We start from the raw sequence: 23,328 nt of genomic DNA, 5'->3' as shown, positions 1-23,328 counted from the left end.
CCGCCACGCGACGGGGTATGCTGCCGCCCGTTACCCTCGGACCGCGACCGCCATGCGCTCTCTCGCCACCACCTGCCTGGGCCTGCTGCTGATCCTGATGACCGCCTGCACCACGACCTCCCCCATGAACCCGACCGGCGAATTCGTCTCGCGCGAGATCACGCTGGAAGGCAAGGCGTACCGCTACCAGGTGTTCGTGCCCGCCGCCCGCTTCCGCAACGGCAAGCCGCCGGTGGTGCTGTTCCTCAACGGCTCCGGCGAGCGCGGCAGCGACGGGGTGAAGCAGACGATGGCAGGCCTGGGACCCTACCTGCGCCAGCATGCGGATACGTTCCCGGCCGTGGTGGTGTTTCCGCAGGCACCGGACGACACCGAGTGGACCGAGTCGGCCGGCCCGATCGCCTTCGCCACGCTGGACGCGGCGATACGCGAGTTCAACGGCGATCCGGACCGGGTTTCGCTGACCGGCATGTCGATGGGCGGTTACGGCACGTGGGAACTGGCGATGCAGCAGCCCACCCGCTTCGCTGCGCTGGTGCCGGTCTGCGGCGGCATCACCGTCGACTGGACCGATACGCGCCCGGGCCTGCGCGTGCACAGCGTCGGCGACGCGGCCGATCCATTCGCCGCCGCCGCGCAGCGCCTGAAGGAGGTACCGGTGTGGATCTTCCACGGCGGCCAGGACAACGTGGTACCGCCGTCGCAGTCGCGCCGCATGGAGGCCGCCCTGAAGGCAGCGGGTGCGCGCGACGCGCGCTACACCGAATTCCCGGACGCCAATCACAACAGCTGGGACGCGACCTACGCCTACGCGCCGATGTGGGACTGGCTGTTCGCGCAGCGCCGCGGGCACTGAGCGATGTCCGAACTCGTTTCCGACTATTTCACCGCCGGGTGGCGCGAGCGCGCTTTGGCATGTCCTTGCGATTGGCACGGCGACACTCGCGCGATGGCCATGGAACTGCACGACGCCGTCACCGACTACGCCTGCCCGGCATGCGGCAACCTGCTGCTGATCGTCTCGCACCCCTCGCTGGACCAGGTCCGCGCCGCAGCCACGGCAGGCAACGAGGAAGCCATGGCCCAGTTGACCATCATCGAAGAAGCCCTGGCCCGGTTCCCCCCGGACGCCGCCTGACCCGCCGCGGGTCCTGCATCACGCTTCCGGCGCGTACACCGGTGGTCGGGCCACCGGGTCCTCAACCTGCGCCCAGGGCGGCCGATAACCCGGCATCCCCTGGTGGCCGACGGGCATCCGCCCATGGCTGTGAGAGCGACGCGAATGGCTGACGTGGCCGACGACAACTCCGGTGTTACTGGCGGCTTCCGCCGGCTGTGGGCACGTCGCCGCGACGGCGGCGCGTCGGCCTCGCGCGAGCTCGCCACGACCCGGGCGGCCGGCCCGCATCCGGCGATCAGCAGCGCGCAGCTGCAGGCGCTGTTCGCGCACGCCGAGGAGCCGGGCGCCCTGCTGTCCGCGTTTGCCGACGGCGTCGCCGGCCTGCCGGGCGAACTGCACGGCATGGGCGAACGCCTGCAGTCCGCGCAGGCCGACAAGGACTGGCCGCGCTACGGCCGCGCGCTGCGCCAACTCATCGACAAGTACATCCGCACCATTCAGGACGAGCCGCTGGCGGGCGAAGCCGAGCAGTTGCGCGACCTGTTGCACCACCTGCTCGTCGGCGGCATGGAACAGTTGCTGCGCGACGACGGCGCGCTGCTTCCGCAGGCGCATGCCCTGGCGGACCGCGTGCGGCAATGGCAGGCCAACCAGCCCATCGGCGAGCTCGGCACCGACCTGCGGGACCTCTGCCAGCAGGTGAGCCAGCGCTCGCACGAAGTGGACGACGCGCAGGAGTTGATGCGCAGCCTGTTCGACCTGCTGCTGGAGAACGTCGGCGAACTGATCGAGGACGGCAGCTGGCTGCAGGACCAGATCGGTGCCGTGCGCCAGTTGCTCGCCGGACCGCTCGACCGCACCGCGCTGGAGCAGACCCGCGCCGGCCTGCGCGAAGTCATCTACAAGCAGGGCCTGCTGAAACAGGGCTTGGCCGAGTCGAAAGCCTCGATGAAGGAGATGATGGTGACCTTCGTCGAGCGTCTCGACGGCATGGCCAACAGCACCGGCGAGTACCACGACCGCATCAGCTTCCACGCGCAGGCCGTGCGCGACAGTCGCAGCATCGCCGAGCTGGGCAAGCGGATGGAGGACATCCTGGAAGACACCGCGCAGGTGCAGGCACAGGCGCTGCGCGCGCGCGACAGTCTGATGGAGGCGCGCCGCGAGGTGGAGGACGCCGAACGCCGGGTGATGAACCTGGAGCAGGAACTGCAGTCCGTCTCCGAACTGGTGCGTGTGGACCAGCTGACGGAGGCGCTGAACCGCCGCGGCTTCGACGAACTGTTCAAGCGCGAATCGGTGCGTGCGCTGCGCAGTGGCCAGACGCTGACACTGGCGCTGCTGGACCTCGACGATTTCCGCCACATCAACGCCGCGCACGGCCACCTCGGCGGCGACGCGGCCTTGTGCCACGTCGTGACGCTGGCGCGCGCCACGTTGCGCGCCACCGATGCCGTTGCACGCTTCGGCGGCGAGGAGTTCGTGCTGCTGTTGCCGGAAACCAGCTTCCTCGAAGCGATGGGCACGCTGGAGCGCCTGCGCGACCGGCTGGCGCACAAGCCCCTCGTCTACGAAGGCCGCGGCATCCTGGTGACCTTCAGCGCCGGCGTGGCGCGCTGGCAGCCGGGCGAATCGCAGGACGAACTGCTGGCCCGCGCCGACCGCGCCATGTACCAGGCCAAGCAGGCCGGAAAAAACCGGGTGGTCGCCGCACCGGAGTGAGCCTGGCATCGGTAGGAGGCCCTTCAGGGCCGACCGGAATGCGTCGGGCCTGAAGACCCTCCTACAGCGTACTCGGCTGGCGTCCCCCTCAGCCCAGCAGCATCTCCAGCACCGCCATGCGGATGGCGACGCCGTTGCTGACCTGGCGCAGCACGAGCGATTGCGGGCCGTCGGCCACCTCGTCGGTGATCTCGACACCACGATTGATCGGTCCGGGGTGCAGCACCACCGCGTCCTTCGCAGCACGCTTCAGGCGGGTGGTGGTCAGGCCGTAGTCGCGGTGGTAGTCCTCCAGCGAGGACACCAGGCCTTCCTCCATGCGCTCGCGCTGCAGGCGCAGCATCATCACCACGTCGACGCCGTCGAGCATCGCGTCGAAGTCCTGCCCGGTCACGCAACCGGCCAGCGTGCCGTCGTCGGGCAGCAGCGAGGTCGGCCCGCACACGCGGATCTCGCCCGCGCCCAGCGTGCGCAGCGCATGCAGGTCCGAGCGCGCCACGCGCGAGTGGTTCACGTCGCCCACCATCAGGACCTTCAGGCGCGAGAAGTCGGCGCCCTTGACCTGGCGGATCGTCAGCACGTCCAGCAGGCCCTGGGTGGGATGCGCGCTGCGGCCGTCGCCGGCATTGATCAGTGCCGTGCCCTCGCCCGCCTCGGCGGCCAGCGCGGCGACCGCGCCGTCGTCGGCATGGCGGACGATGAAGCCACGCACGCCCATCGCTTCGAGATTGCGCAGCGTGTCGCGCGCGGTCTCGCCCTTGCGGGTCGACGAGGTGGACGCATCGAAGTTCAGCACGTCCGCGCCCAGCCGCTGCGCGGCGATGTGGAACGAACTGCGCGTACGCGTGGACGGTTCGAAGAACAGCGTGCAGACCGTGGTGCCGTCGAGCACCTGCCGGCGCGGCGTGCGGCCGAGCGCGGCGTCGCGGATCTGGCCGGCGCGGTCGATCAGGCGGCACAGCGTGTCGCGCGGCAGGCCGTCGAGGGTTAGGAGGTGGCGCAGGCGTCCGTCGGAATCGAGTTGTGGGGTCATGGGGCGTGGTCGAGGGTGATCAGGTCAGCTGGGTCGCGTCCTGGGGCGCGGCCAGCCAGCGTTCGATGATGACGGCGGCCGCAACGGCGTCGAGCGCGGCGGCATCGCGACGGCGCTTGCGGCCTTCGGCGCGGTCCAGCGCGAAACGTTCCGCGGCTTCGACGGAACTGGTGCGCTCGTCCACCAGCACCACCGGCAACTGGTAGCGCGTGCGCAGCTCGCGGGCGAAGGCGTGGGCGCGCTTGCGGTTCGGCTGGTCGCCGCCCTCCAGCGTCATCGGGTCGCCGACGACCAGACCGTCCGGCTTCCATTCCGCATGCAGCTTGTCGATCGCCGGCCAGTCGGGGCCGTGACCGTGCACGTCGATCACCGCCAGCGCGCGTGCGCCGGTACCGAACGCGCTGCCCACGGCCACGCCGATGCGGCGGGCGCCCACGTCGAATCCCAGTACGGTGCCATCCAGCTTCATGCCCAGTGCCTCCGTTCGATGCGGTCTGCGCCATCCTGCGACGGCGTCCGTGGACACGGCGTCGGCGGGCGCGGATTCATGCGTGGCCGCTGTAGTCCGTCAGCCGGGTCATGTCCACGCCGATCCGCTGGCCGGCCGTCTGCCAGCGCTGTTCCAGCGGCACGGTGAACAGCAGTTCGGCGTCCGCCGGTGCGGTCAGCCAGCTGTTCTCGCCCAGTTCGTACTCCAGCTGGCCTGCGCCCCAGCCCGCACAGCCCAGTGCCACCACGGCATGCGCCGGCCCCTCGCCGACGGCCATCGCTTCAAGGATGTCGCGCGAGGTGGTCAGGTACAGGCCGCTGGCGACTTCCAGCGTGGATTCCCAGGCGTGGCCGCTGTCGTGCAACACGAAGCCACGCTCTGGATGCACCGGCCCGCCGGCCAGCACGACCTGGTCGTCGAGCCGGGGATCGTGCGAGGCCAGGTTCATCTGCCGCAGCACCTCGCCCAGCGTGTACTCGGACGGGCGATTGACGACCACGCCCATGGCGCCTTCGTCGTCGTGCTGGCAGATCAGGGCGACCGCGCGGGCGAAATGGGGATCGGACAGCGCCGGCGAGGCGATCAGCAGCTGGTTGGCCAAGGGCGTGGCGACGTCTTGCATGGGCACCATTCTAGCCCGGCCCCGCATGGGCCGCGCCTGTGCGGACCGTTCCTGTCCGCAACCCGTCCTAGAATCGGCCTTCCCTTTCCAGGCACGCGCCCATGTCAGGCTATTGCGACATTGCCCCCGGCCATCCGCTGCACGGCCCCTACCACGACCGCGAATACGGCTTTCCGCAACGCGAGGAGGCCGTGCTGTTCGAACGCCTGCTGCTGGAGATCAACCAGGCCGGCCTGAGCTGGGAAACCATGCTGAAGAAGCGCGAGGGCTTCCGCGCCGCGTACAGCGGGTTCGACGTGGACAAGGTCGCCCGCTACGGCGACAAGGAGCGTGCCCGCCTGCTGGCCGACCCGGGCATCATCCGCAACCGCCTGAAGGTCGAGGCCGCCATCCACAACGCGCAGGTCATCCAGCAGTTGCGCGGCAGCCACGGCAGCTTCGCCGCCTGGCTCGACGCGCACCATCCACTGCCGAAGACCGACTGGATCACGCTGTTCAAGAAGACCTTCCGTTTCACCGGCGGCGAGATCACCAACGAGTTCCTGATGAGCCTGGGCTATCTGCCCGGCGCGCACCGCGAGGACTGCCCGGCCTTCAAGCGCGCGGCGAAGCAGCGCCCGCCGTGGATGGCCGCCGGGGAGCATTGATCCGGCGCAATCCGCGCGCGCCACGATGGTCGTATCCTGCCGCGCCGCCCCACGGGCGATAATGCGCGTTTCGCCAAACCCGATGCTCCTTACGATGCACGAAGACCGTATCCGCCATGCCGGCCTGCGCGACCGCGTGACCAGCGCCGAGCATGCCGCCAGCCTCATCCAGCCCGGCGAGACGGTCGCCATGAGCGGCTTCACCGGCTCCGGCTATCCCAAGGCGGTGCCGTTGGCGCTGGCGACGCGCATCGAACAGGCGCATGCGGCCGGCGTGCCGTTCCAGATCAAGCTGATGACCGGTGCGTCGACGGCACCGGAACTGGATGGCGCCCTCGCCAAGGCCGATGCCATCGCGCTGCGCATGCCGTTCCAGAGCGACCCCGACGCACGCAAGCGCATCAACGACGGCACGCTGGATTACATCGACATCCACCTGAGCCATGTGGCGCAGCATGTGTGGTTCGGCTTCTACGGCCCCATCGACACCGCGGTGATCGAGGTCTCCGCCATCCGCGAAGACGGCACGCTGGTGCCCTCCACCTCGGTCGGCAACAACAAGACCTGGCTGGACCTGGCGAAGAAGGTCATCGTCGAAGTCAACGACTGGCAGCCCGCCGACATCGAGGGGATGCACGACATCTACTACGGCACGGCGCTGCCGCCGCACCGCAAGCCGATCCCGCTGGAGCACGTGCGCGACCGCATCGGCGACACCGCGCTGCGCTGCGACCCGGACAAGATCGTCGCGGTGGTCCGCACGCACGGTCCCGACCGCAACAGTCCGTTCACGCCCATCGACGGCACCAGCGAGCGCATCGCCGCGCACCTGATCGACTTCCTCAAGCACGAAGTCACGCAGGGCCGCCTGCCGCCCAACCTGCTGCCCTTGCAGTCCGGCGTCGGCAACATCCCCAATGCAGTGCTGGCCGGGCTGGCGAAAAGCGGCTTCCGTGGACTGACCGCCTTCACCGAGGTCATCCAGGACGGCATGCTCGACCTGCTGCGGGATGGCGTGCTGGACGTCGCCTCGTGCACGGGCTTCGCGCTCAGTCCGGAGGCGAACGAGGCGTTCAAGCGCGACATCGCCTTCTACCGCGAGCGCATCATCCTGCGCACGCAGGAGATGTCGAACCATCCGGAGCTGGTGCGCCGCCTGGGCTGCATCGGCATGAACGGGATGATCGAGGCCGACCTGTATGGCAACGTCAATTCCACCCATGTGATGGGCAGCCGCATCCAGAACGGCATCGGCGGCTCGGGCGACTTCGCCCGCAACGGGTTCATGTCGGTATTCCTGAGCCCCAGCACCGCCAAGGGCGGCAGCATCTCGGCGCTGGTGCCGATGGTCAGCCACGTGGACCACACCGAACACGACGTTTCGGTCATCGTCACCGAACAGGGCCTGGCCGACCTGCGCGGCCTCACGCCCAAGCAGCGCGCCCGCCTGCTGATCGCCAACTGCGCGCATCCGGACTATCGCGACGCGCTGCAGGATTACTTCGACCGCGCCCTGCAGCACAGCTACGGCAAGCACACCCCGCACCTGCTGACGGAAGCACTGTCGTGGCACCAGCGTTGGCTGGAGACCGGCAGCATGGAAGCCTGAACCAGCAGCTTTCGTAGGATGGGTGGAGCCGAAGGCGATACCCATCACGGGAAATTGGCGAGTCAACAACGATGGGTATCGCTGCGCTCCACCCATCCTACATCGTCATCGTCAGGCGCTACGCTCGATCAGCCGCTGCTGCCTCATCACGCCCAGCACCCGCACGGCACGCGCCATGAACAGTCCGCTGAAAAGTCCGTAGGTCGCGGACACCACGGCCACCGCCATCGTCGTGTCGAGGACGCCCGGCTTGACCGCATGGGCGACCGCCACCGCGTACTTGAAGAAGAAGATGCCCATCATCAGCGCCAGCGGCAGCCAACTGCCGGCCACCGTGAACTGCGCGGTCGCCGCGTCGTAGGACGCGGTGCGCGAGGGTCCACGAGCGAGGCCGATGGCAACGACGGTGCCCCATGCGCAGGCCCACGCGGCCAGCGCGGTGAGATGCGTATCGAACGTCGACCACACCGAGTACAACGACCACCCCAGCATCGCGATCGGCAACACGATGAGTCGGCTACGCGAGACCTGCCGCGTCCGGCTCTGCACGCAACCGAGGTAGACCAGGCCGAAGAACAGGCCGAAAACCCAGAGCGGGGTGTGCGTAAGGATCTGCGTGATCACTGGAGGTTCCTGGATTCCGACACCGCGTCGGGCTGAACCATCATCCGACCCGCGTCCAGGCAACTGAGGTGCCGGAAGTCAGCACTTTCGGGTGCCGGAGGTCGTGTGTCAGGCATTCGTCCGTTGTCGGCTGCCTCACGGGGACGCCGGGACCGCTGCCGCTATGTAGCCGCCCTACCCGCGGGACACGGCCATGACCTTCAGCATATTTATTGTTTTTCGATATTACATATATCGTTTAACAACACACTTACCGGAGACTCCCATGAACCGCATGCCTGCCCGCGCCCTGACCGTCGCCCGTCCCTTGCTGCAGGGACTCACGGTGCTGAACGTGCTGTACGCCGCGACGATCACCTGCCTGCTCTGCGCCAGCTTCTTCGTGGCCGACTGGCCCTGGAAACCGCTGGGTTTCGATCTGGCCACCATGCATCCGCAGGCACCGCTCGGGCTGCGCGCGATCATGGTCATCGGCATCGTATGCGCGTTGATCGTGCATACGGTCCTCCGGCGCCTGGTGGCGATCGTCGACAGCGTGCGCGCCGGCGATGCGTTCATCCTTCCCAACGCACAGCGCCTGAACGCGATCGCCTGGAGCGTGCTGGCGATCGAGCTGATGCGGTTGGCGGTGCTGGCGATCTCGGAAGTCGCGTCGCTCCCCGGCAGGATGACCGGACTGTCGCCGACGCCCTGGCTGGCGGTGCTGCTGCTGTTCGTGTTGTCGGGCGTGTTCGCGCACGGCGCACGCCTGCGGAGCGACCTGGAAGGGACCATCTGACATGGCCATCGTCGTCCGACTCGATGACCTGCTGCATGCGCGCCGCATGACACTCACCGAGCTGTCCTCGCGCATCGACATCACCCTGGCCAACCTGTCCATCCTCAAGACCGGGAAGGCCAAGGCCATCCGGTTCTCCACCCTCGAGGCGATCTGCGAAGCGCTGGACTGCCAGCCGGGCGACCTGCTGGCGCGTGACCCGTCGCTGGCCGACGACGACTGACACGCGCCGGCCACCTTCGCCCTCCCTCTTCCACAGAGAGATCCGCTGCATGTCCCGCACGCTGATGATCGCGCTCGCCCTGTTGTCCGCCCCGTTCGCACCCGCGCTTGCCGCACCACCCGGCGATCCACCCGCCACCTTCCTCTCGCACGCCGACTGCTTCGAGCAGACACCGGACTACGAGAGCTGGCTGGCCTCCATCGTCGGCCGCGCCGATGCTCCTGCGGTGTCGCGGGAACAGTTGGCGTCGGTGGTGCCCGTCAAGGCATTCGACTTCGCACGCTCGGCATTCGACTGCCACGTCATCACGTATGCCAGCGGCGACCACGTCGTGGCCGGCTACCTCGTGCGTCCGAAAGCCGACACGGCGGCGGGCGCGCTGCCCTTGCTGGTCTACAACCGGGGAGGCAACGGCGCCTTTGGCCGGCTCGACGGCTTGCAGCTGTTCCAGGCCCTGTTGCCGCTGGCCAAGGCGGGCCATGTGGTGGTGGCCAGCCAGTACCGCGATGCGGACGAATTCGGGGGGCAGGACGTGGACGACGTCATGCGCCTGATCGACCTGGCACGGACGCTGCCCGGCGTGGACCGCAACCGCGTGTTCCTGCTGGGCCAGAGTCGCGGTGCGATGACCAGCTACCTGGTGGCGCGTCGCCGCTCCGACATCGCCGCGATGGCGACGATCGCCGGCCCCACCGATCTTGCCGCCAGGCTGGCCTGGCGACCCGGCATGGAGCGCGTCTACCGAGCCCGCATTCCCGGCTATGCCGACGATCCGCAGGGTGCGTTGCGGGCGCGCTCGGCGCTGCACTGGGCCGAGCAACTGCCCGCCCGGTTGCCGGTACTGCTGCTGCATGGCGATGCCGACGACCGCGTCAGCGTCGAGGATTCCCGCGCGATGGCCGCGCGCCTCCACCAGCTCGATCGCCCGCACAAGCTGGTGGTCTACGCCGGCGACGACCATGGCCTGCGCCAGAACCGTCGCGCTGCGCACGCGGAAATCCTGGCCTGGTTCAGGCAGGCGGAGCCGGTGGAACACGGCGCAGAGTAGCGCTCGCCGCCGGATACGCCGGGGCGCGAACCGTGAGGCGTGTCGGATCAGTCCCGGGTCTGGAAGTGGTACGCCACGACATCGGGCGTCGGCCGCATGCTGACCTCCCCGTCCACTTCGACGACAGGAAGCGCGTAGCCGCGGGGACCCGCCAACCCCGTGCCATCGAACCGCTCGTGGAACGCGCTGCTGGCATGGGCAAGATCGAGGTCGACGTAGGTCACCGGGATATTGCGGCTCCGCAGGGAGGCGAGCATCTGCCGGGTGTAGCCGCATCCGTCGCGACCGTAGACCACCACGGTATTGCGGGACGAGGCGACGATGGCGGTCTCCATCATCGAAGACTCCAATCCCGCCTTGATGCGCTTGTAGGCATGATGGCCGCCGCCCAACGCCACCAGCACAGCGACCAGAACAAGAAACGTACGCGACATGCTTCCTCCATGAAGGGTTGCTGCAGCACTCGAATCACCGCAATGACTTACTGCCTGCCCTAATGAATATCCGGATGTACGAGGCCTTGAACCTGCCCGGCCACGCAGGCGTCTTGAACCATCAAGGTCCGCCCACGCGATCGTCCACATCGCGCGTACACGACTCGATACTTGAAAAGGTTTGTGCCGCGTCCTGCATCAGCGGATGCTCCGACTGGGTCGCCGTGATCTTCGTGATGTTGCCGTCTCCGTCTTTCGTATGCAGAAGCGCGAAAGGAGGATGGTAGGCCGCGCCAAGCCGAAGTTGCGAAGCGCTGTGCATGACACTGTAAGCACGCGACCTGAAAGCACGGAGGGCGATATCCGCGCTCCCGCAGGTGGTCAGTTCGATCTCTTTCGTGCAGGCGCGCTCGCGGCCAAATGCGTAGTACCTGACGCTCGCTGTCCCTTCGTGTGTGGCGATGCCGGGCACACCTAGGCGATGCGTGGTACTGACAACAAGGAATTTGGCACCCCAGTCGCTACCAGTACCCACGATGAGACCGAGCGGTGAGGGCTCCTCTCTCAGGACAGCCGCTACGCGCGTCGCCTCTGCACCGGCAACGCAATGGGGTTCGCTCGCTGCCATACTTGCTGCAAACAGGAGGCCCAGAAGGCTCATTACGTGCTCCATCCTTGTTGCATCCGGCGACCTTGCCGTGTCGGGGATGGTAACGCCAACTCAACGTGAGGTGATGCGCGACCTTTCGTGATGCCGACCATCTCCGAGCATCATCCGCTTACCGAGTTGCGCGCCCGCCCAAAAAGGGCAGCTTGGCGCATCTGAGACCCAGAGGAACCCGGCATCCTCGCCTTCAGACCGCCATGCGTTGATGATCGCGACAGCCACCGCAACGCCCAACATCACGACAGACCCAAAATCCGGACGCCGCTTTCAATACGGCCCCTGGCTTGCTGCGTGATGCTACAACGCGACCAGACAATCCTTCTTCCGACTCAGCGCTACACGGATGGTCCTTCTATCACCGGCGCCAAGGTCACCAAGATCGGTATTGGCTATGCAGGGAGGCTTGAAGCTGGCGATGACCGTGTATCGGCCAGCGACGGTGCTGGAAAGAAAGAACCTGCCGGCAGAGTCTGTTCTCGTGGATGCGAAGACGTATGCACCGAGTCGGCCATCCGAATCCGGCTGCACGCGAAGAAATTCCACATCATGCCCGGCGACCGATTGACCATCTTCCGACACGAGCGTGCCGTCGACGGCCCAAGGCGTATGTTCAAGTCGAATGGCTGCTGCTCCGCCAGAATGCTGTTCAGCGCATCCGGCCAGAACGACTGAACAAATGACGAGCAAGTTCCTCATATGTTGACGCCCGATTCGTTCCAAGCCCGAAGCGTTGTGAATCGAGAAATGTCGGATGCCGGCTATCGCCTTGTGCGTGCCCGAGCGACCTCCTCACGGCGCCCCAATCATGATCGCAAGTGCAATCGTGGTTGCCGGACTGCCGATCGCCGCCGCCCCAGACGAAGCCGACACACCGAAGGGATCGTCGCCTATCCTTCTCGCGATGACGCGCTAAGCGAAAATCACCGGACTTCCGCAATCTCCACGCCATCCAGCCCCTGCGCCAGCGTGCGGGCGTCGCCGCCCTGGGCCAGCTTGATGCGCAGGCGCACCTCGTTCTGCGAGTCGGCGAAGCGCAGCGCGTCCTCGTAGCTGATCTCGCCGGCCTGGTACAGCTCGAACAGCGCCTGGTCGAAGGTCTTCATGCCGAGGTTGGTGGATTCCTTCATCACTTCCTTCAGCTTGTGCACCTCGCCGTCGCGGATGTAGTCCTGCACCAGCGGCGTGCCCAGCAGGATTTCCATCGCCACCCGGCGGCCCTTGCCGTCGGGCGTCGGGATCAGCTGCTGCGCCACCACGCCCTTGAGGTTCAGCGACAGGTCCATCAACAGCTGCGTGCGGCGGTCTTCCGGGAAGAAGTTGATGATGCGGTCCATCGCCTGGTTGGCGTTGTTGGCGTGCAGCGTACACAGCACCAGATGGCCGGTTTCGGCGAAGGCGATGGCGTGGTCCATGCCCTCGCGGGTGCGCACCTCACCGATCATGATGACGTCCGGCGCCTGGCGCAGCGTGTTCTTCAGCGCCGCTTCCCAGCTGTCGGTGTCGATGCCGACCTCGCGCTGGGTGATGATGCAACCCTCGTGCTTGTGCACGAATTCGATCGGATCCTCGATCGTGATGATGTGGCCGGTCGAGTTCTGGTTGCGGTAGCCGATCATCGCCGCCAGCGAGGTCGACTTGCCGGTGCCGGTGGCGCCGACGAAGATGATGATGCCGCGCTTGGTCATGGCCAGCGTCTTGATCACCGGCGGCAGGTTCAGTTCCTCGATGGTCGGGATGCGCGTCTCGATGCGACGCAGCACCATGCCCACCTGGTTGCGCTGGTAGAAGCAGCTGACGCGGAAGCGGCCCACGCCGGCCACGCCGATGGCGAAGTTGCACTCGTGGGTCTTCTCGAACTCCTCGCGCTGCGCCGGCGTCATGACGTTGAGCACCAGGTCGCGCGACTGCTGCGAGGTGAGCGGCGTCTGCGTGATCGGCGAGATCTTGCCGTGCACCTTGATGGATGGCGGCATGCCGGACGTGATGAACAGGTCCGACGCCTTCTGGTGCGCCATCAGCTTGAGGAAGGAGGTGAAGTCGATGGTGCTCATGGATGGCTCCTTGCGGAGCCGTGATTCGTGATGCGTGAGACGTGATTCGCAAGAGCTACCTTGACGATCCAGCGTGCATCACCGCATCAGAACCCCGGCTATTGACGAATCACTAATCGCGAATCACAAATCACTGACTTACTCGAAGAGACGCTTTTCCTTAGCGTATTCCTTGGCCTGCTGGCGCGTGATCAGGCTGCGCTTCACCAGGTCCTGCAGGTGCTGGTCCAGCGTCATCATGCCGCTCTGCTGGCCGGTCTGGATGGCCGAGTACATCTGCGCCACCTTGTCCTCGCGGATCAGGTTGCGGATGGCCGGGGTGCCGACCATGATTTCCCACGCCGCGGTACGGCCGCCGCCGATCTTCTTCAGCAGCGCCTGCGAGATCACCGCGCGCAGCGATTCGGACAGCATCGAGCGGACCATCGGCTTCTCGCCGGCGGGGAACACGTCGATGATGCGGTCGATGGTCTTGGCCGCCGAGCTGGTGTGCAGGGTGGCGAACACCAGGTGGCCGGTTTCCGCGGCGGTCAGCGCCAGGCGGATGGTCTCCAGGTCGCGCAACTCGCCGACCAGGATGTAGTCGGGGTCTTCGCGCAGCGCCGAACGCAGCGCTTCGTTGAAGCCGTGCGTGTCGCGATGCACTTCGCGCTGGTTGATCAGGCACTTCTGCGAGGTGTGCACGAATTCGATCGGATCCTCGACGCTGAGGATGTGGCCGTATTCGTTCTTGTTGATGTGGTCGATCATCGCCGCCAGCGTGGTCGACTTGCCGGAACCGGTCGGGCCGGTCACCAGGATCAACCCCTGCGGCTGTTGGATCAGCTCGCGGAACAGCGGCGGGCAGCCCAGGTCTTCCAGCGTCAGCACTTCGGACGGAATGGTACGGAACACCGCACCGGCGCCGCGGTTCTGGTTGAACGCGTTGACGCGGAAGCGTGCCAGCGACGGGATCTCGAACGAGAAGTCGACCTCGAGGAACTCTTCGAAGTCGCGCCGCTGCTTGTCCGACATGATGTCGTAGACCAGCGCGTGCACCTGCTTGTGGTCGAGCGCCGGGATGTTGATGCGGCGCACGTCGCCGTCCACGCGGATCATCGGCGGCAGGCCGGCCGAGAGGTGGAGGTCGGACGCTTTGTTCTTTACCGAGAACGCCAACAGTTCGGCGATATCCATGACGCTGCTTCCCCAAGTTGCTGCGAACTGGAACCTTGATTCCCCGGCGGGCAGTATAGCGCCCTCGCCGTTCCCGCCAATGGTTGGATGAACATGCTCGCCGACACCCTCAGCGAGACCCTGCAACACCTTGAAAACGCAGCCAAAGACGCACATCGGCCACCCCCTGCGCTGCTGGCCGTGTCCAAGCTGCAGCCGGCCTCCGCCGTGGCCGAGCTGGCCCGCGCCGGGCAGCGCGCGTTCGGCGAGAACTACGTGCAGGAAGCGCAGGCCAAGATCGGCGAACTGGGGGGCATGGACCTGGAATGGCATCTCATCGGCCACCTGCAGTCGAACAAGGCCGACCTTGCCGCGCGCCTGTTCGACTGGGTGCAGACGGTCGACCGTCACAAATTGATCGGCGCCCTGTCACGGAATCGACCCGCCGACAGGCCGCCGTTGAGCGTGCTGATCCAGGTGAACATCGACGACGAGGCGAGCAAGCATGGCTGCCGGCCGGAGGAGATCGATGCCCTGGCCGATGCCATCGCCGAGGCGCCGAACCTGCGGCTGCGCGGACTGATGGCGATTCCGGCCCCGCACGAGGACGCGGCCCTGCGCGCCGCCGCATTCACCCGCATGCAGGCGCTGCAGCAGGCATTGGCGGCGCGGCATGCCGGCGTGGACACGTTGTCGATGGGCATGAGCGGTGACTTCGCGCAGGCCATCGCACATGGCGCGACGATGGTCCGTATCGGCACCGCGCTGTTCGGCGCGCGGCCGGCACCGTAGACCACCCCGGAGCTATCCCCATGGACGACGTGCCAGGCCGCATTCACTTCCCCGGCAATCCCTGGCCGGAAGGTCACGCGCTGACGGAGTTCGCATGGACCGCGCGCGTGGTCGACGGCGTGGTGTGGTGCGACCTGCACCTGCGCAGCGCGGACTACTACGCCGAGCGCGACATCGAACTGGACGAGGGTGGAGGCGAGGACCACGACAGCAGCTGGGAAGCCCCCGGCGTCTGGGGCAACTACCATCGCTGCAAGCTGTCGTCGACGTTCTGGGACGACGATGGTGGCTTCGCCGTCTGCCCGGTCGCTACGTTCACGCCGGCGTGGCTGGATGGCCGGACCTTCGAGGTCAACACGATCGCCGGCGGCACGCTGGCCGATGTCGAGCTGGACGATCTCGCGTTCCGTATCTACCTGCTCGGCCACGACAGCGTGGCCAACCACCGCATCGCCTTCCGGCGCGTCGGCGACAGCGACCGTTTCAACATCGCGTGGTCGGGCGACATCGCCCTGACCTACGCCGGCGACGACAACCTCGACCACCGCTTCGAAGCGCGCATCGCGAACGTTCCGTTTCCGACACTTCCGTCCTGAGGCCCGCCATGTCTTCCTCTTCTTCCCTGCTGACGCATCCGCTGGCCTTCATCGGCGGCGGCAACATGGCGCGCAGCCTGATCGGCGGCCTGCTCACGCGCGGCGCCGATCCGTCGCACATCCGCGTGGCCGAACCCGCCGACATCCTGCGCGCCGCCCTCGCTGCCGACTTCGGCGTGCAGGTCTTCGCGGAAGCGAAGGAAGCCGCGCATGGCGCGGATACCTGGCTGTTCGCGGTGAAGCCGCAGGTGATGCGCACCGTCTGCGAAAGCCTCGCGCCGCTGGCGCAGGCCCAGCGTCCGCTGGCGGTCTCGATCGCCGCCGGCATCACCACCGCACAGATGCAGCGCTGGCTGGGCGGCGACGTGGCCGTCGTGCGCAGCATGCCCAACACCCCTGCCCTGCTGGGTGCCGGCGTCACCGGCCTGTACGCCAGCGGCGAAGTCGACGACGCGGGCCGGCAGCGCACGGAACTACTGTTGTCCGCCGCCGGCCCGACCGTGTGGATCGACAGCGAGGCGAAGATGGACGCGGTGACCGGCGTATCCGGCAGCGGCCCGGCCTACGTGTTCCTGCTGGCCGAGGCGATGGAAGACGCCGCGAAGGCCGAAGGCCTGTCCGCCGATGCCGCGCGCACGCTGGTGCTGCAGACAGTACTGGGCGCGGCGCGCATGCTGACCGAAAGCGGCGAGACGCCGACGGAACTGCGCCGCCGCGTCACCTCGCCCAACGGCACCACGCAGGCGGCCATCGAGACGTTCCAGGCCGGCGGCTTCGAAGCCCTGGTCGCGAGGGCCGTGCACGCGGCGACGGTGCGTGGCGGCGAACTGTCGGCGGCGAACGAGTGAAGCGTCGCGACGACCATTCCCTCTGCCTCCATCGGAGGTTTCCCATGAAGCGGATTACCTTGTTGCTCGTCATCGCGCTGCTGTCCGCCTGTTCCGGCGGCGACGCGCCGCGCACCGCCGAGTTCGTGCAGGCCGCGCCGGCCGAAGCGGATTTCGGCGACCTGCGCGTGCGCTACAACGCCCTGCCCACCCTGTCGCTGAGTGAAGCCGTCGCCAAACAGTATGGCGTCCCGCGCGATGCCGGCACGGCATTGGTATTGATCGCGCTGCGCAAGGTGGCCGGCGGCGAAGAAGTCGATGCGGATGGCGAGGTCAGCGTCACCGCACACGACCTGTCCGGCGCACGGCAAGCCATCACGCTGCGCAAGGTCGATGCCGGCGGCTACCTGGACCACATCGGCACCGCACGCATCTCGCCGCGCGATTCCTACCGCTTCGAAGTGGTGGTGACGTCGGGCGGGCGCACGGAAACCGTGAAGTTCCAGCGAAATTTCTGAAACCTTTGCCTTGGCATGTTGTAGGAGCGACGTAAGTCGCGACCGCACGCCATCCACAGCACGAGAACCATGATCAATCCGACAGTGGCGAACGACCGATTGCAAACGTCGACGTCCAGTCCTCGGTCGCGACTCACGTCGCTCCTACAGAAGCGCCTGCCTCACGCCTGCTTTGAGGCCCACGCCAGGATGATCGCCGCGATCGCCCGCACGCCATCGGTCAGCGCCGCCGGGCCCGGCTGCAGGATCAGCGGCGACTTGATCTCGTGCAGCTCACCATCGCGCACGGCGGGGATCGCATCCCAGCCCGGGCGCGCGGCGACGCGGTCGGGGCGGAATTTCTTGCCGCACCACGAACCCAGGATGATGTCCGGCGCGCGGCGCACCACTTCGCTGCCATCGGCGAGGATGCGGTGTTTGGCCAGCGACTCCTTCGCCATCTCCGGGAACACGTCGTCGCCCCCGGCAATACCGATCAGTTCCGATACCCAGCGGATGCCGGTGATCTGCGGCTCGTCCCACTCCTCGAAGTAGACCGTCGGCCGTCGCGGCAGGCGCGCCGCCTGCGCACGCACGTCGTCCAGCCCGCGCTGCAAGGTGTCGGCGTAGGCGTTGGCCCGTTCGGCCACACCGACCAGCGCACCCAGCCGCCGCACGTAGTCGACGATGCCGTCCACGCTGCGGTGGTTGCTGATCCATACCTCCACGCCGTGCCGGACCAGTTCGGCAGCGATGTCGGCCTGGATATCGGAGAAGCCGATGGCCAGGTCCGGTTGCAGTTTGAGGATCTCGCCGATCTTCGCACTGGTGAAAGCGCTGACTTTCGGCTTCTCCTTGCGCGCCTGCGGCGGCCGCACGGTGAAGCCGCTGATGCCGACGATGCGATCCTGCTCGCCCAGCGCATACAGCGTCTCGGTAGGCTCTTCGGTCAGGCAGACGATGCGACGCGGGCCGATGCTCATGCGTCCAGCGCCTTGCGGAAGTACACCACGCGCTCGGTTTCCTCGAAGCCGCAGGCCGCGTGCGCCGCATGGCTGGCCGTGTTGTCGAGCAGGGCATCGGACGCCAGCTCGGTGCAGCCCTGTTCGCGCGTCCATGCTTCCACTGCAGCGATCAGCGCGCGGCCGACGCCGCGCCCGCGATGATCGGCATCGACGTACCAGGTCTCCAGGAAGCCGACCGGCGAACCATCGGTGCCATTGACGTAGTCTCGGCGCAGGCTGGCCTCGGCCATGCCGATGGCATGGTCGCCGTCGTCGACAGCGATGAGTGCGATACCGCTGCCGGTGTCCCATGCCAACGCCTCGACCCGGAGTTCGTCGGGATCGGCATCGGGCCAGAGCGCCACGCGCATCGCGGACCACGCATCGATATCGGCCGTGGATGCGGCCCTTACATGGACGTTCAAGGGAACAGCATCCGCTTGCTCCAAGCACCCGCGCTGTCGTGCTCGTAGCGCCAGCGCTCGTGCAGGCGGAACTGCGCGCCGTACCAGAACTCGATCGCCTCCGGCGCCACGCGGTAGCCGCTCCAGCCGTCGGGTCGCGGTACATCGCCGCCGGCGAAGCGCGCTTCGAACTCGGCCATGCGCGTGTCGAACGCCTCGCGCGACGCGAGCGTTTCCGACTGGATCGACGCCCACGCGCCGAGCTGACTGGGGCGAGGCCGCGAAGCGAAGTAGGCATCCGCCTCGGCCTCGCTGACCGGCGTCACCGCGCCTTCCACGCGTACCTGGATGCCGGCCTCGCGCAGGCTGCGCCACAGGAACAGCAGGGCGGCATGCGGGTTGTCGTGCAGCTCGCGGCCCTTCTGGCTGTGGGTATGCGTGTAGAAAACGAACCCGCGTTCGTCGTAGGCCTTCAGCAGCACGGTGCGGGCGGAGGGGCGTCCGTCCGGCGTGGCGGTGGCGACCGTCATCGCATTCGGCTCGACTTCGGTACCTGCGGCCTTCGCTTCGTCGAACAGCGTGGCGAACGTGGACAGGGCTTCGGCGTACAGATCGGTCATGGCGTCGTCAGGCAGCGCCCGCGCATCGGGCATGCGCTATTGTCGCGCGATGACGCAGGCAACGCATCCCGACGGTTTTCCCGACGCGCTCGTCGCCGACGCGCTGGCGGCGGCACGCGCATTGCCGGCGTGTACGCCGGTGTTCGCGATCAGCGGCCTGCAGGGAAGCGGCAAATCCACCCTGGCCGCGCAGATCGGCGCGCAGGCGGAAGCCGGAGGCCTGCGCGTGGCGATCCTCTCGCTGGACGACCTGTACCTGACCCGCGACCAGCGCCGGCAGCTTGCCCACGATGTCCATCCCTTGCTGGTCACGCGCGGGCCGCCGGGAACCCACGACGTGGCACTGGGCTGCCGTGTACTCGACGCATTGAAAAAGGGCGATGACATCGACGTCCCGCGCTTCGACAAACTGGCCGACGACCGCGCGGAGGACGCATGGATGCACGTGCGGGGCCGCGTCGATTTGGTGCTGTTCGAAGGCTGGTGCATGGGCGCGACGCCCCAAAAGAAAGCCGAACTCGCGATGCCCATCAATGCACTGGAGCGCGAGGAGGACGCCGACGGATGCTGGCGGCGCTATTGCAACGAAGCGCTGCGCCACGACTATTCCGCCCTGTGGTCGCGGCTCGATGCGCTGTTGTTCCTGCAGCCACCCGGCTTCGACATCGTGCGGACATGGCGCTGGCAGCAGGAGCAAGCGATGGTGGCGCGCGATCCCGCGCGCCGCGGCATGGACCGGGCGCAGCTGGACAGGTTCATCCAGCACTACGAGCGCACCAGTCGGCATCTGCTGGCGACGCTGCCGGGGATGGCGGACCGGGTGATCCGGCTGGATGAGAACCGCAGACCTGTCCAGCTTCTGTAGGAGCGACGTCAGTCGCGACCGCATGGCTTCTTCCCTACGAAAAGCACTGGTGTGCAGTTGCTTCAGTCGACGGCGATTTCCTGTGCGCTGAAAGTCAGCGGTCGCGACTGACGTCGCTCCTACAGGGGATTCCAGCCTGCCGCCTCACTCCACCACAAAGCTGATCCGCAGGTTGACGCGCCACTCCTGCACGTTGCCGCCGTCGTCGGTGACGACCTTGATCTCGTTGACCCAGGCGCCCTTGATGTTCTTCACGGTTTCCGAGGTCTTCTTCAGGCCCACCTTGACGGCATCCTCCATGCTGGTCTTCGACGATGCGTTGACCTCGATGATCTTGGCGACGGACATGGCGCACTCCTGATTCGGTTGCCCGGCACGACGCCGGACGGCCACCGTAGTCCCGCCGGTGTTAAGTCCGCGCCACGTACGCAGGTGGGCGGTGTAGCATCTGTCCATCATGAATCCGGCCCCCAACCTGATCCTGGTCGGCCCCACCGGGGCCGGCAAGACCTCCATCGGCAAGCGCGTCGCCGAGCGCTTCGGGCTGGTGTTCGTGGACGCGGACCAGGCCATCGTCGACCGCACCGGCGCCAGCATCGCCTCGCTGTTCGAGCACGTCGGCGAAGCCGGCTTCCGCGAGCGCGAAAAGGCGACCCTGCACGACCTGCTGGCCGGCCATGGCCAGCTGGTCTCCACCGGCGGCGGCGCCGTGCTGGATGCCGACAATCGGATACAGATGAAGCAACGCGGTTACGTGGTCTACCTGCAGGTCAGCGTGGAGGCCCAGCTGAAGCGCCTTGGCCGCTGCACCAACCGGCCACTGCTGCAGCGCCCGGACCGCGAACGGGTACTGCACGACATGGCCACGCTGCGCGAACCGCTGTACCGCGAGATCGCCGACCTTACCCTGGACACCGACGGCCTGACGCCCCCGGAGGCGACGGCCCGCCTGACCCAGCTGCTTGCGCACCGCTGGCAACCCATCGAAGAGAACGCATGAGCCACGCACGTACCGTCGATGTCGGCGGCGAGACCCCCTATTCCATCGCCATCGGCCCCGGCCTGCTGGCCGACGGCGCCGCGCTGGCGCAGCACGTGCGTGGCCGCCACGTACTGCTGGTCAGCGATTCCATCGTCGCCCCGCTGTACGCCGGCACCGTGCGTGAATCCCTGCACGCCGCGCGGCCGGACCTGGCCATCGGCACCTTCATCCTGCCGGCGGGTGAGGAATCGAAGACGCTGGCCCACTTCGGCCACGCCATCGACGCGCTGGCGACGCTCGGCGCCACCCGCGATGCCTGCGTGATCGCGCTCGGCGGCGGCGTGGTCGGCGACCTGGCCGGTTTCGCGGCGGCGTGCTGGATGCGCGGCGTGGATTGCGTACAGGTGCCGACGACGCTGCTGTCGATGGTGGATTCGTCCGTCGGTGGCAAGACCGCGGTCGACATCCCGCAGGGCAAGAACCTGGTTGGCGCGTTCCATCCGCCGCGTGCGGTGTTCGCCGACACCGGCGCGTTGGCCACGCTGCCGCCGCGCGAACTGCGCGCCGGGCTGGCGGAAGTCATCAAGTACGGAGCGATCCGCGACGCCCGCTTCTTCCAGTGGCTGGAACAGGAACGCGCCGCGTTGCTGGCGATGGACGACGAAGCGCTGGCACTGGCCATCGCCGCCAGTTGCGAGCACAAGGCCGAGATCGTCGCCCGCGATCCGCTGGAGAAGGGCGAGCGCGCCCTGCTGAACTTCGGCCACACCTTCGGCCACGCCATCGAGACCGAACAGGGCTACGGCGGCGTGGGCAACGACAACCTCAACCATGGCGAAGCGGTGGCCATCGGCATGGTGCTGGCCGCGCGGCTGTCGGCCGATCTCGGCATGGCGCCGGCCACCGACGCCGACCGCCTGGAAAGCCTGCTGCGCGGCTACGGCCTGCCGGTTCGCCTCCCGGCCGGGCTTGCGCCGGAGGCGCTGCTCGCGCGCATGCGCCTGGACAAGAAGAATGTGGCCGGCCGCCTGCGCCTGGTGCTGTGGCGGGGCCTGGGCCAGGCCGAGGTGGTGCCGGACGTGGACGAGGCCCGCGTGCTGGGCGTGCTGTCCGGCTAAAATACCGCCATGCGCGTCTTCCTCCAGCAGCGCCCCGATGCGGGCGAAGCCCCCCGCTACGTCCAGCTGACCCTGCAGCCCGATCTGTTCGGCGGTTGGGAACTGCTGCGCGAGACGGGACAGATCGGCGGCCGCGCGACGCTGAAGCGCGAGCAGTACCTGCTGCAGGACGAGGCCAACGCCGCGTTCGAGAAGGCCCGCGACAGCCATCTCAAGCGCGGCTTCCAGCTGATGTTCGCCCGCGGCGCCGACGCGCCCAAGTAACCCTTTCCGGATCTCCCCCGAATGACCGCTTTGAAGAACGATCGCTTCCTGCGCGCCCTGCGTCGCGAACCCGTGGACCGCACGCCCGTGTGGCTGATGCGCCAGGCCGGTCGCTACCTGCCGGAATACCGCGCCACGCGCAAGGAGGCCGGCAGCTTCCTCGGCATGGCGAAGAACCCCGACGTGGCCTGCGAGGTGACCCTGCAGCCGCTGCGCCGCTTCGACCTGGACGCGGCGATCCTGTTCTCCGACATCCTGACGATTCCCGATGCGATGGGCCTGGGCCTGTACTTCGTCGAAGGTGAAGGTCCGAAGTTCGAGCGCACCGTGCGCAGCGCCGCCGACGCGGCGAAGCTCGGCGTGCCGGACATGGAGACCGAGCTGCGCTACGTGATGGACGCGGTACGGGTGATCCGCCGCGAGCTGGACGGCAAGGTGCCGCTGATCGGCTTCTCCGGCAGCCCGTGGACGCTGGCCTGCTACATGGTCGAAGGCGGCGGCAGCAAGGACTTCGCCCGCATCAAGGCGATGGCGCTCAACGATCCGGAAACACTGCACCAGCTGCTGTCGGTCAACACCGATGCGGTGATCGCCTACCTCGCCGCGCAGCGCGCGGCCGGTGCGCAGGCGCTGCAGGTGTTCGACACCTGGGGCGGCGTGCTGAGCCCGGCGATGTACCGCGAATTCTCGCTGCCCTACCTGCAGCGCATCGCGCGCGAACTGGATCGCGGCGCCCTTCGACAGGCTAAGGGCGAGCGGGACGAACATGTGCCGCTGATCCTGTTCGGCAAGGGCACGGCGGCGTATCTGGAAGACCTGGCCGCCAGCGGCGCCGATGGCGTCGGCGTGGACTGGCTGGTCGAACTGGGCGACGCCGCGCGCCGCACGCAGGGCAAGGTCGCGCTGCAGGGCAACCTGGACCCGGCCACGCTGTACGGCTCTCCCGACGCGATCCGCCGCGAGGTGCGCCGTGCGCTGGACAGCTACCGCGACGGCAACGGCGGTTCGCGCGACGGCCACGTGTTCAACCTCGGCCACGGCATGTCGCCCGACATGAATCCCGACCACGTCGCCGTGCTGGTGGACGAAGTCCACGCTTACAGCGCACGCTGACGCACCCGTTCCACCCGCCGGAG

The 23,328-nt window shown here is 67.5% G+C and carries 30 protein-coding genes; 18 read left to right on the top strand and 12 right to left on the bottom strand.

The annotated features are described in order from the left end of the window. The first annotated feature begins 52 nt into the window (after positions 1-52). The 3 genes from ACGHX3_RS04450 to ACGHX3_RS04440 all read left to right on the top strand — a co-directional run bounded on the left by ACGHX3_RS04450 (position 53) and on the right by ACGHX3_RS04440 (position 2,842). On the top strand, positions 53-856 hold the full coding sequence (locus ACGHX3_RS04450; protein WP_394696538.1) for a prolyl oligopeptidase family serine peptidase: 804 nt from the start codon (positions 53-55) through the stop codon (positions 854-856). 3 nt (positions 857-859) lie between these two features. Then, positions 860-1,138, top strand: a complete 279-nt coding sequence (locus ACGHX3_RS04445; RefSeq protein ID WP_394696537.1) for a hypothetical protein — start codon at positions 860-862, stop codon at positions 1,136-1,138. A gap of 144 nt (positions 1,139-1,282) precedes the next feature. Further along, complete coding sequence (locus ACGHX3_RS04440; RefSeq protein WP_394696536.1) at positions 1,283-2,842, top strand: diguanylate cyclase; 1,560 nt, start codon at positions 1,283-1,285, stop codon at positions 2,840-2,842. 88 nt (positions 2,843-2,930) lie between these two features. Here ACGHX3_RS04440 and ACGHX3_RS04435 read toward each other — a convergent pair whose 3' ends face one another. The 3 genes from ACGHX3_RS04435 to ACGHX3_RS04425 all read right to left on the bottom strand — a co-directional run bounded on the left by ACGHX3_RS04435 (position 2,931) and on the right by ACGHX3_RS04425 (position 4,987). Next, positions 2,931-3,875, bottom strand: coding sequence for an aspartate carbamoyltransferase catalytic subunit (locus tag ACGHX3_RS04435; protein ID WP_394696535.1), 945 nt, complete (start codon positions 3,873-3,875; stop codon positions 2,931-2,933). Between the two features lie 19 nt (positions 3,876-3,894). Further along, on the bottom strand, positions 3,895-4,344 hold the full coding sequence (ruvX, locus tag ACGHX3_RS04430; protein ID WP_162339166.1) for a Holliday junction resolvase RuvX: 450 nt from the start codon (positions 4,342-4,344) through the stop codon (positions 3,895-3,897). Between the two features lie 76 nt (positions 4,345-4,420). Further along, entirely contained in the window at positions 4,421-4,987 is a 567-nt protein-coding gene (locus ACGHX3_RS04425; protein ID WP_394696534.1) for a YqgE/AlgH family protein, read from the bottom strand. Between the two features lie 101 nt (positions 4,988-5,088). Between ACGHX3_RS04425 and ACGHX3_RS04420 the strand changes: the two genes are divergently transcribed. Both ACGHX3_RS04420 and ACGHX3_RS04415 read left to right on the top strand, forming a co-directional pair. After that, positions 5,089-5,634: a DNA-3-methyladenine glycosylase I gene (locus ACGHX3_RS04420; RefSeq protein ID WP_394696533.1), complete on the top strand. Its 546-nt coding sequence runs from the start codon at positions 5,089-5,091 to the stop codon at positions 5,632-5,634. Positions 5,635-5,728: 94 nt separating this feature from the next. After that, on the top strand, positions 5,729-7,243 hold the full coding sequence (locus ACGHX3_RS04415; protein ID WP_394696532.1) for an acetyl-CoA hydrolase/transferase family protein: 1,515 nt from the start codon (positions 5,729-5,731) through the stop codon (positions 7,241-7,243). Positions 7,244-7,354: 111 nt separating this feature from the next. On the opposite strand, the gene ACGHX3_RS04410 is transcribed toward ACGHX3_RS04415, so the two are convergent. Further along, positions 7,355-7,867, bottom strand: a complete 513-nt coding sequence (locus ACGHX3_RS04410) for a DUF6622 family protein (protein WP_394696531.1) — start codon at positions 7,865-7,867, stop codon at positions 7,355-7,357. A gap of 265 nt (positions 7,868-8,132) precedes the next feature. Here ACGHX3_RS04410 and ACGHX3_RS04405 point away from each other — a divergent pair, with 265 nt between their 5' ends. Genes ACGHX3_RS04405 through ACGHX3_RS04395 form a run of 3 tightly spaced genes read left to right on the top strand, consistent with a single transcriptional unit; the run spans position 8,133 to position 9,916 of the window. Beyond that, a complete protein-coding gene (locus ACGHX3_RS04405; protein WP_394696530.1) occupies positions 8,133-8,645 on the top strand; it encodes a DUF2975 domain-containing protein in 513 nt (170 codons plus the stop codon). A 1-nt stretch (position 8,646) separates the two neighbouring features. Further along, the gene (locus ACGHX3_RS04400; protein WP_394696529.1) at positions 8,647-8,868 is read left to right on the top strand and encodes a helix-turn-helix domain-containing protein; all 222 of its coding nucleotides are present in this window, start codon (positions 8,647-8,649) and stop codon (positions 8,866-8,868) included. Positions 8,869-8,917: 49 nt separating this feature from the next. After that, positions 8,918-9,916, top strand: coding sequence for an alpha/beta hydrolase family protein (locus tag ACGHX3_RS04395; RefSeq protein WP_394696528.1), 999 nt, complete (start codon positions 8,918-8,920; stop codon positions 9,914-9,916). 47 nt (positions 9,917-9,963) lie between these two features. On the opposite strand, the gene ACGHX3_RS04390 is transcribed toward ACGHX3_RS04395, so the two are convergent. Both ACGHX3_RS04390 and ACGHX3_RS04385 read right to left on the bottom strand, forming a co-directional pair. Continuing rightward, positions 9,964-10,350: a glutaredoxin domain-containing protein gene (locus tag ACGHX3_RS04390; protein WP_162339158.1), complete on the bottom strand. Its 387-nt coding sequence runs from the start codon at positions 10,348-10,350 to the stop codon at positions 9,964-9,966. Between the two features lie 121 nt (positions 10,351-10,471). After that, the gene (locus tag ACGHX3_RS04385; RefSeq protein WP_313928661.1) at positions 10,472-11,011 is read right to left on the bottom strand and encodes a hypothetical protein; all 540 of its coding nucleotides are present in this window, start codon (positions 11,009-11,011) and stop codon (positions 10,472-10,474) included. 297 nt (positions 11,012-11,308) lie between these two features. Here ACGHX3_RS04385 and ACGHX3_RS04380 point away from each other — a divergent pair, with 297 nt between their 5' ends. Then, positions 11,309-11,689: a hypothetical protein gene (locus ACGHX3_RS04380; protein ID WP_313928662.1), complete on the top strand. Its 381-nt coding sequence runs from the start codon at positions 11,309-11,311 to the stop codon at positions 11,687-11,689. 248 nt (positions 11,690-11,937) lie between these two features. Here ACGHX3_RS04380 and ACGHX3_RS04375 read toward each other — a convergent pair whose 3' ends face one another. After that, positions 11,938-13,068 carry a PilT/PilU family type 4a pilus ATPase gene (locus ACGHX3_RS04375; protein ID WP_213600935.1) on the bottom strand — a complete coding sequence of 377 codons (1,131 nt, stop codon included), beginning with the start codon at positions 13,066-13,068 and terminating at the stop codon, positions 11,938-11,940. 138 nt (positions 13,069-13,206) lie between these two features. Next, positions 13,207-14,244: a type IV pilus twitching motility protein PilT gene (locus ACGHX3_RS04370; RefSeq protein WP_162339156.1), complete on the bottom strand. Its 1,038-nt coding sequence runs from the start codon at positions 14,242-14,244 to the stop codon at positions 13,207-13,209. A 93-nt stretch (positions 14,245-14,337) separates the two neighbouring features. Here ACGHX3_RS04370 and ACGHX3_RS04365 point away from each other — a divergent pair, with 93 nt between their 5' ends. Genes ACGHX3_RS04365 through ACGHX3_RS04350 form a run of 4 tightly spaced genes read left to right on the top strand, consistent with a single transcriptional unit; the run spans position 14,338 to position 16,956 of the window. Further along, positions 14,338-15,015, top strand: a complete 678-nt coding sequence (locus ACGHX3_RS04365) for a YggS family pyridoxal phosphate-dependent enzyme (RefSeq protein WP_394696527.1) — start codon at positions 14,338-14,340, stop codon at positions 15,013-15,015. Positions 15,016-15,035: 20 nt separating this feature from the next. After that, a complete protein-coding gene (locus tag ACGHX3_RS04360) occupies positions 15,036-15,611 on the top strand; it encodes a hypothetical protein (protein WP_394696526.1) in 576 nt (191 codons plus the stop codon). Positions 15,612-15,619: 8 nt separating this feature from the next. Continuing rightward, positions 15,620-16,459: a pyrroline-5-carboxylate reductase gene (gene proC, locus ACGHX3_RS04355; RefSeq protein WP_394696525.1), complete on the top strand. Its 840-nt coding sequence runs from the start codon at positions 15,620-15,622 to the stop codon at positions 16,457-16,459. 44 nt (positions 16,460-16,503) lie between these two features. Next, positions 16,504-16,956, top strand: a complete 453-nt coding sequence (locus tag ACGHX3_RS04350) for a DUF4426 domain-containing protein (RefSeq protein WP_394696524.1) — start codon at positions 16,504-16,506, stop codon at positions 16,954-16,956. Between the two features lie 161 nt (positions 16,957-17,117). Here ACGHX3_RS04350 and ACGHX3_RS04345 read toward each other — a convergent pair whose 3' ends face one another. From ACGHX3_RS04345 to pdxH, 3 genes are read right to left on the bottom strand one after another with little or no spacing between them, the layout of a single operon-like run. Continuing rightward, entirely contained in the window at positions 17,118-17,912 is a 795-nt protein-coding gene (locus ACGHX3_RS04345) for a cobalamin-binding protein (RefSeq protein WP_394697240.1), read from the bottom strand. A 2-nt stretch (positions 17,913-17,914) separates the two neighbouring features. Next, positions 17,915-18,310, bottom strand: a complete 396-nt coding sequence (aac(6'), locus tag ACGHX3_RS04340) for an aminoglycoside 6'-N-acetyltransferase (RefSeq protein ID WP_394697239.1) — start codon at positions 18,308-18,310, stop codon at positions 17,915-17,917. Positions 18,311-18,360: 50 nt separating this feature from the next. After that, complete coding sequence (pdxH, locus tag ACGHX3_RS04335; protein WP_394697238.1) at positions 18,361-18,963, bottom strand: pyridoxamine 5'-phosphate oxidase; 603 nt, start codon at positions 18,961-18,963, stop codon at positions 18,361-18,363. A 31-nt stretch (positions 18,964-18,994) separates the two neighbouring features. Here pdxH and ACGHX3_RS04330 point away from each other — a divergent pair, with 31 nt between their 5' ends. Beyond that, positions 18,995-19,828: a kinase gene (locus ACGHX3_RS04330; RefSeq protein WP_394696523.1), complete on the top strand. Its 834-nt coding sequence runs from the start codon at positions 18,995-18,997 to the stop codon at positions 19,826-19,828. A 144-nt stretch (positions 19,829-19,972) separates the two neighbouring features. On the opposite strand, the gene ACGHX3_RS04325 is transcribed toward ACGHX3_RS04330, so the two are convergent. Next, a complete protein-coding gene (locus ACGHX3_RS04325; RefSeq protein ID WP_162339152.1) occupies positions 19,973-20,176 on the bottom strand; it encodes a dodecin family protein in 204 nt (67 codons plus the stop codon). A 109-nt stretch (positions 20,177-20,285) separates the two neighbouring features. Here ACGHX3_RS04325 and ACGHX3_RS04320 point away from each other — a divergent pair, with 109 nt between their 5' ends. Genes ACGHX3_RS04320 through hemE form a run of 4 tightly spaced genes read left to right on the top strand, consistent with a single transcriptional unit; the run spans position 20,286 to position 23,305 of the window. Then, positions 20,286-20,828 carry a shikimate kinase gene (locus ACGHX3_RS04320; protein ID WP_394696522.1) on the top strand — a complete coding sequence of 181 codons (543 nt, stop codon included), beginning with the start codon at positions 20,286-20,288 and terminating at the stop codon, positions 20,826-20,828. Further along, a complete protein-coding gene (gene aroB / locus ACGHX3_RS04315; RefSeq protein WP_394696521.1) occupies positions 20,825-21,928 on the top strand; it encodes a 3-dehydroquinate synthase in 1,104 nt (367 codons plus the stop codon). Before ACGHX3_RS04320 ends, aroB begins: the two co-directional genes overlap by 4 nt. A 9-nt stretch (positions 21,929-21,937) precedes the next feature. After that, a complete protein-coding gene (locus ACGHX3_RS04310; RefSeq protein WP_093300856.1) occupies positions 21,938-22,192 on the top strand; it encodes a WGR domain-containing protein in 255 nt (84 codons plus the stop codon). Between the two features lie 21 nt (positions 22,193-22,213). Further along, positions 22,214-23,305, top strand: a complete 1,092-nt coding sequence (hemE, locus tag ACGHX3_RS04305) for a uroporphyrinogen decarboxylase (RefSeq protein WP_394696520.1) — start codon at positions 22,214-22,216, stop codon at positions 23,303-23,305. Positions 23,306-23,328 lie beyond the last annotated feature (23 nt).

This window comes from Pseudoxanthomonas japonensis, assembly GCF_043632995.1.
GTDB classification, from domain to species: Bacteria; Pseudomonadota; Gammaproteobacteria; order Xanthomonadales; family Xanthomonadaceae; genus Pseudoxanthomonas_A; species Pseudoxanthomonas_A japonensis.
Note: the sequence above shows the minus strand (reverse complement) of the source record. Positions and strands in the feature narration are given on the sequence as shown.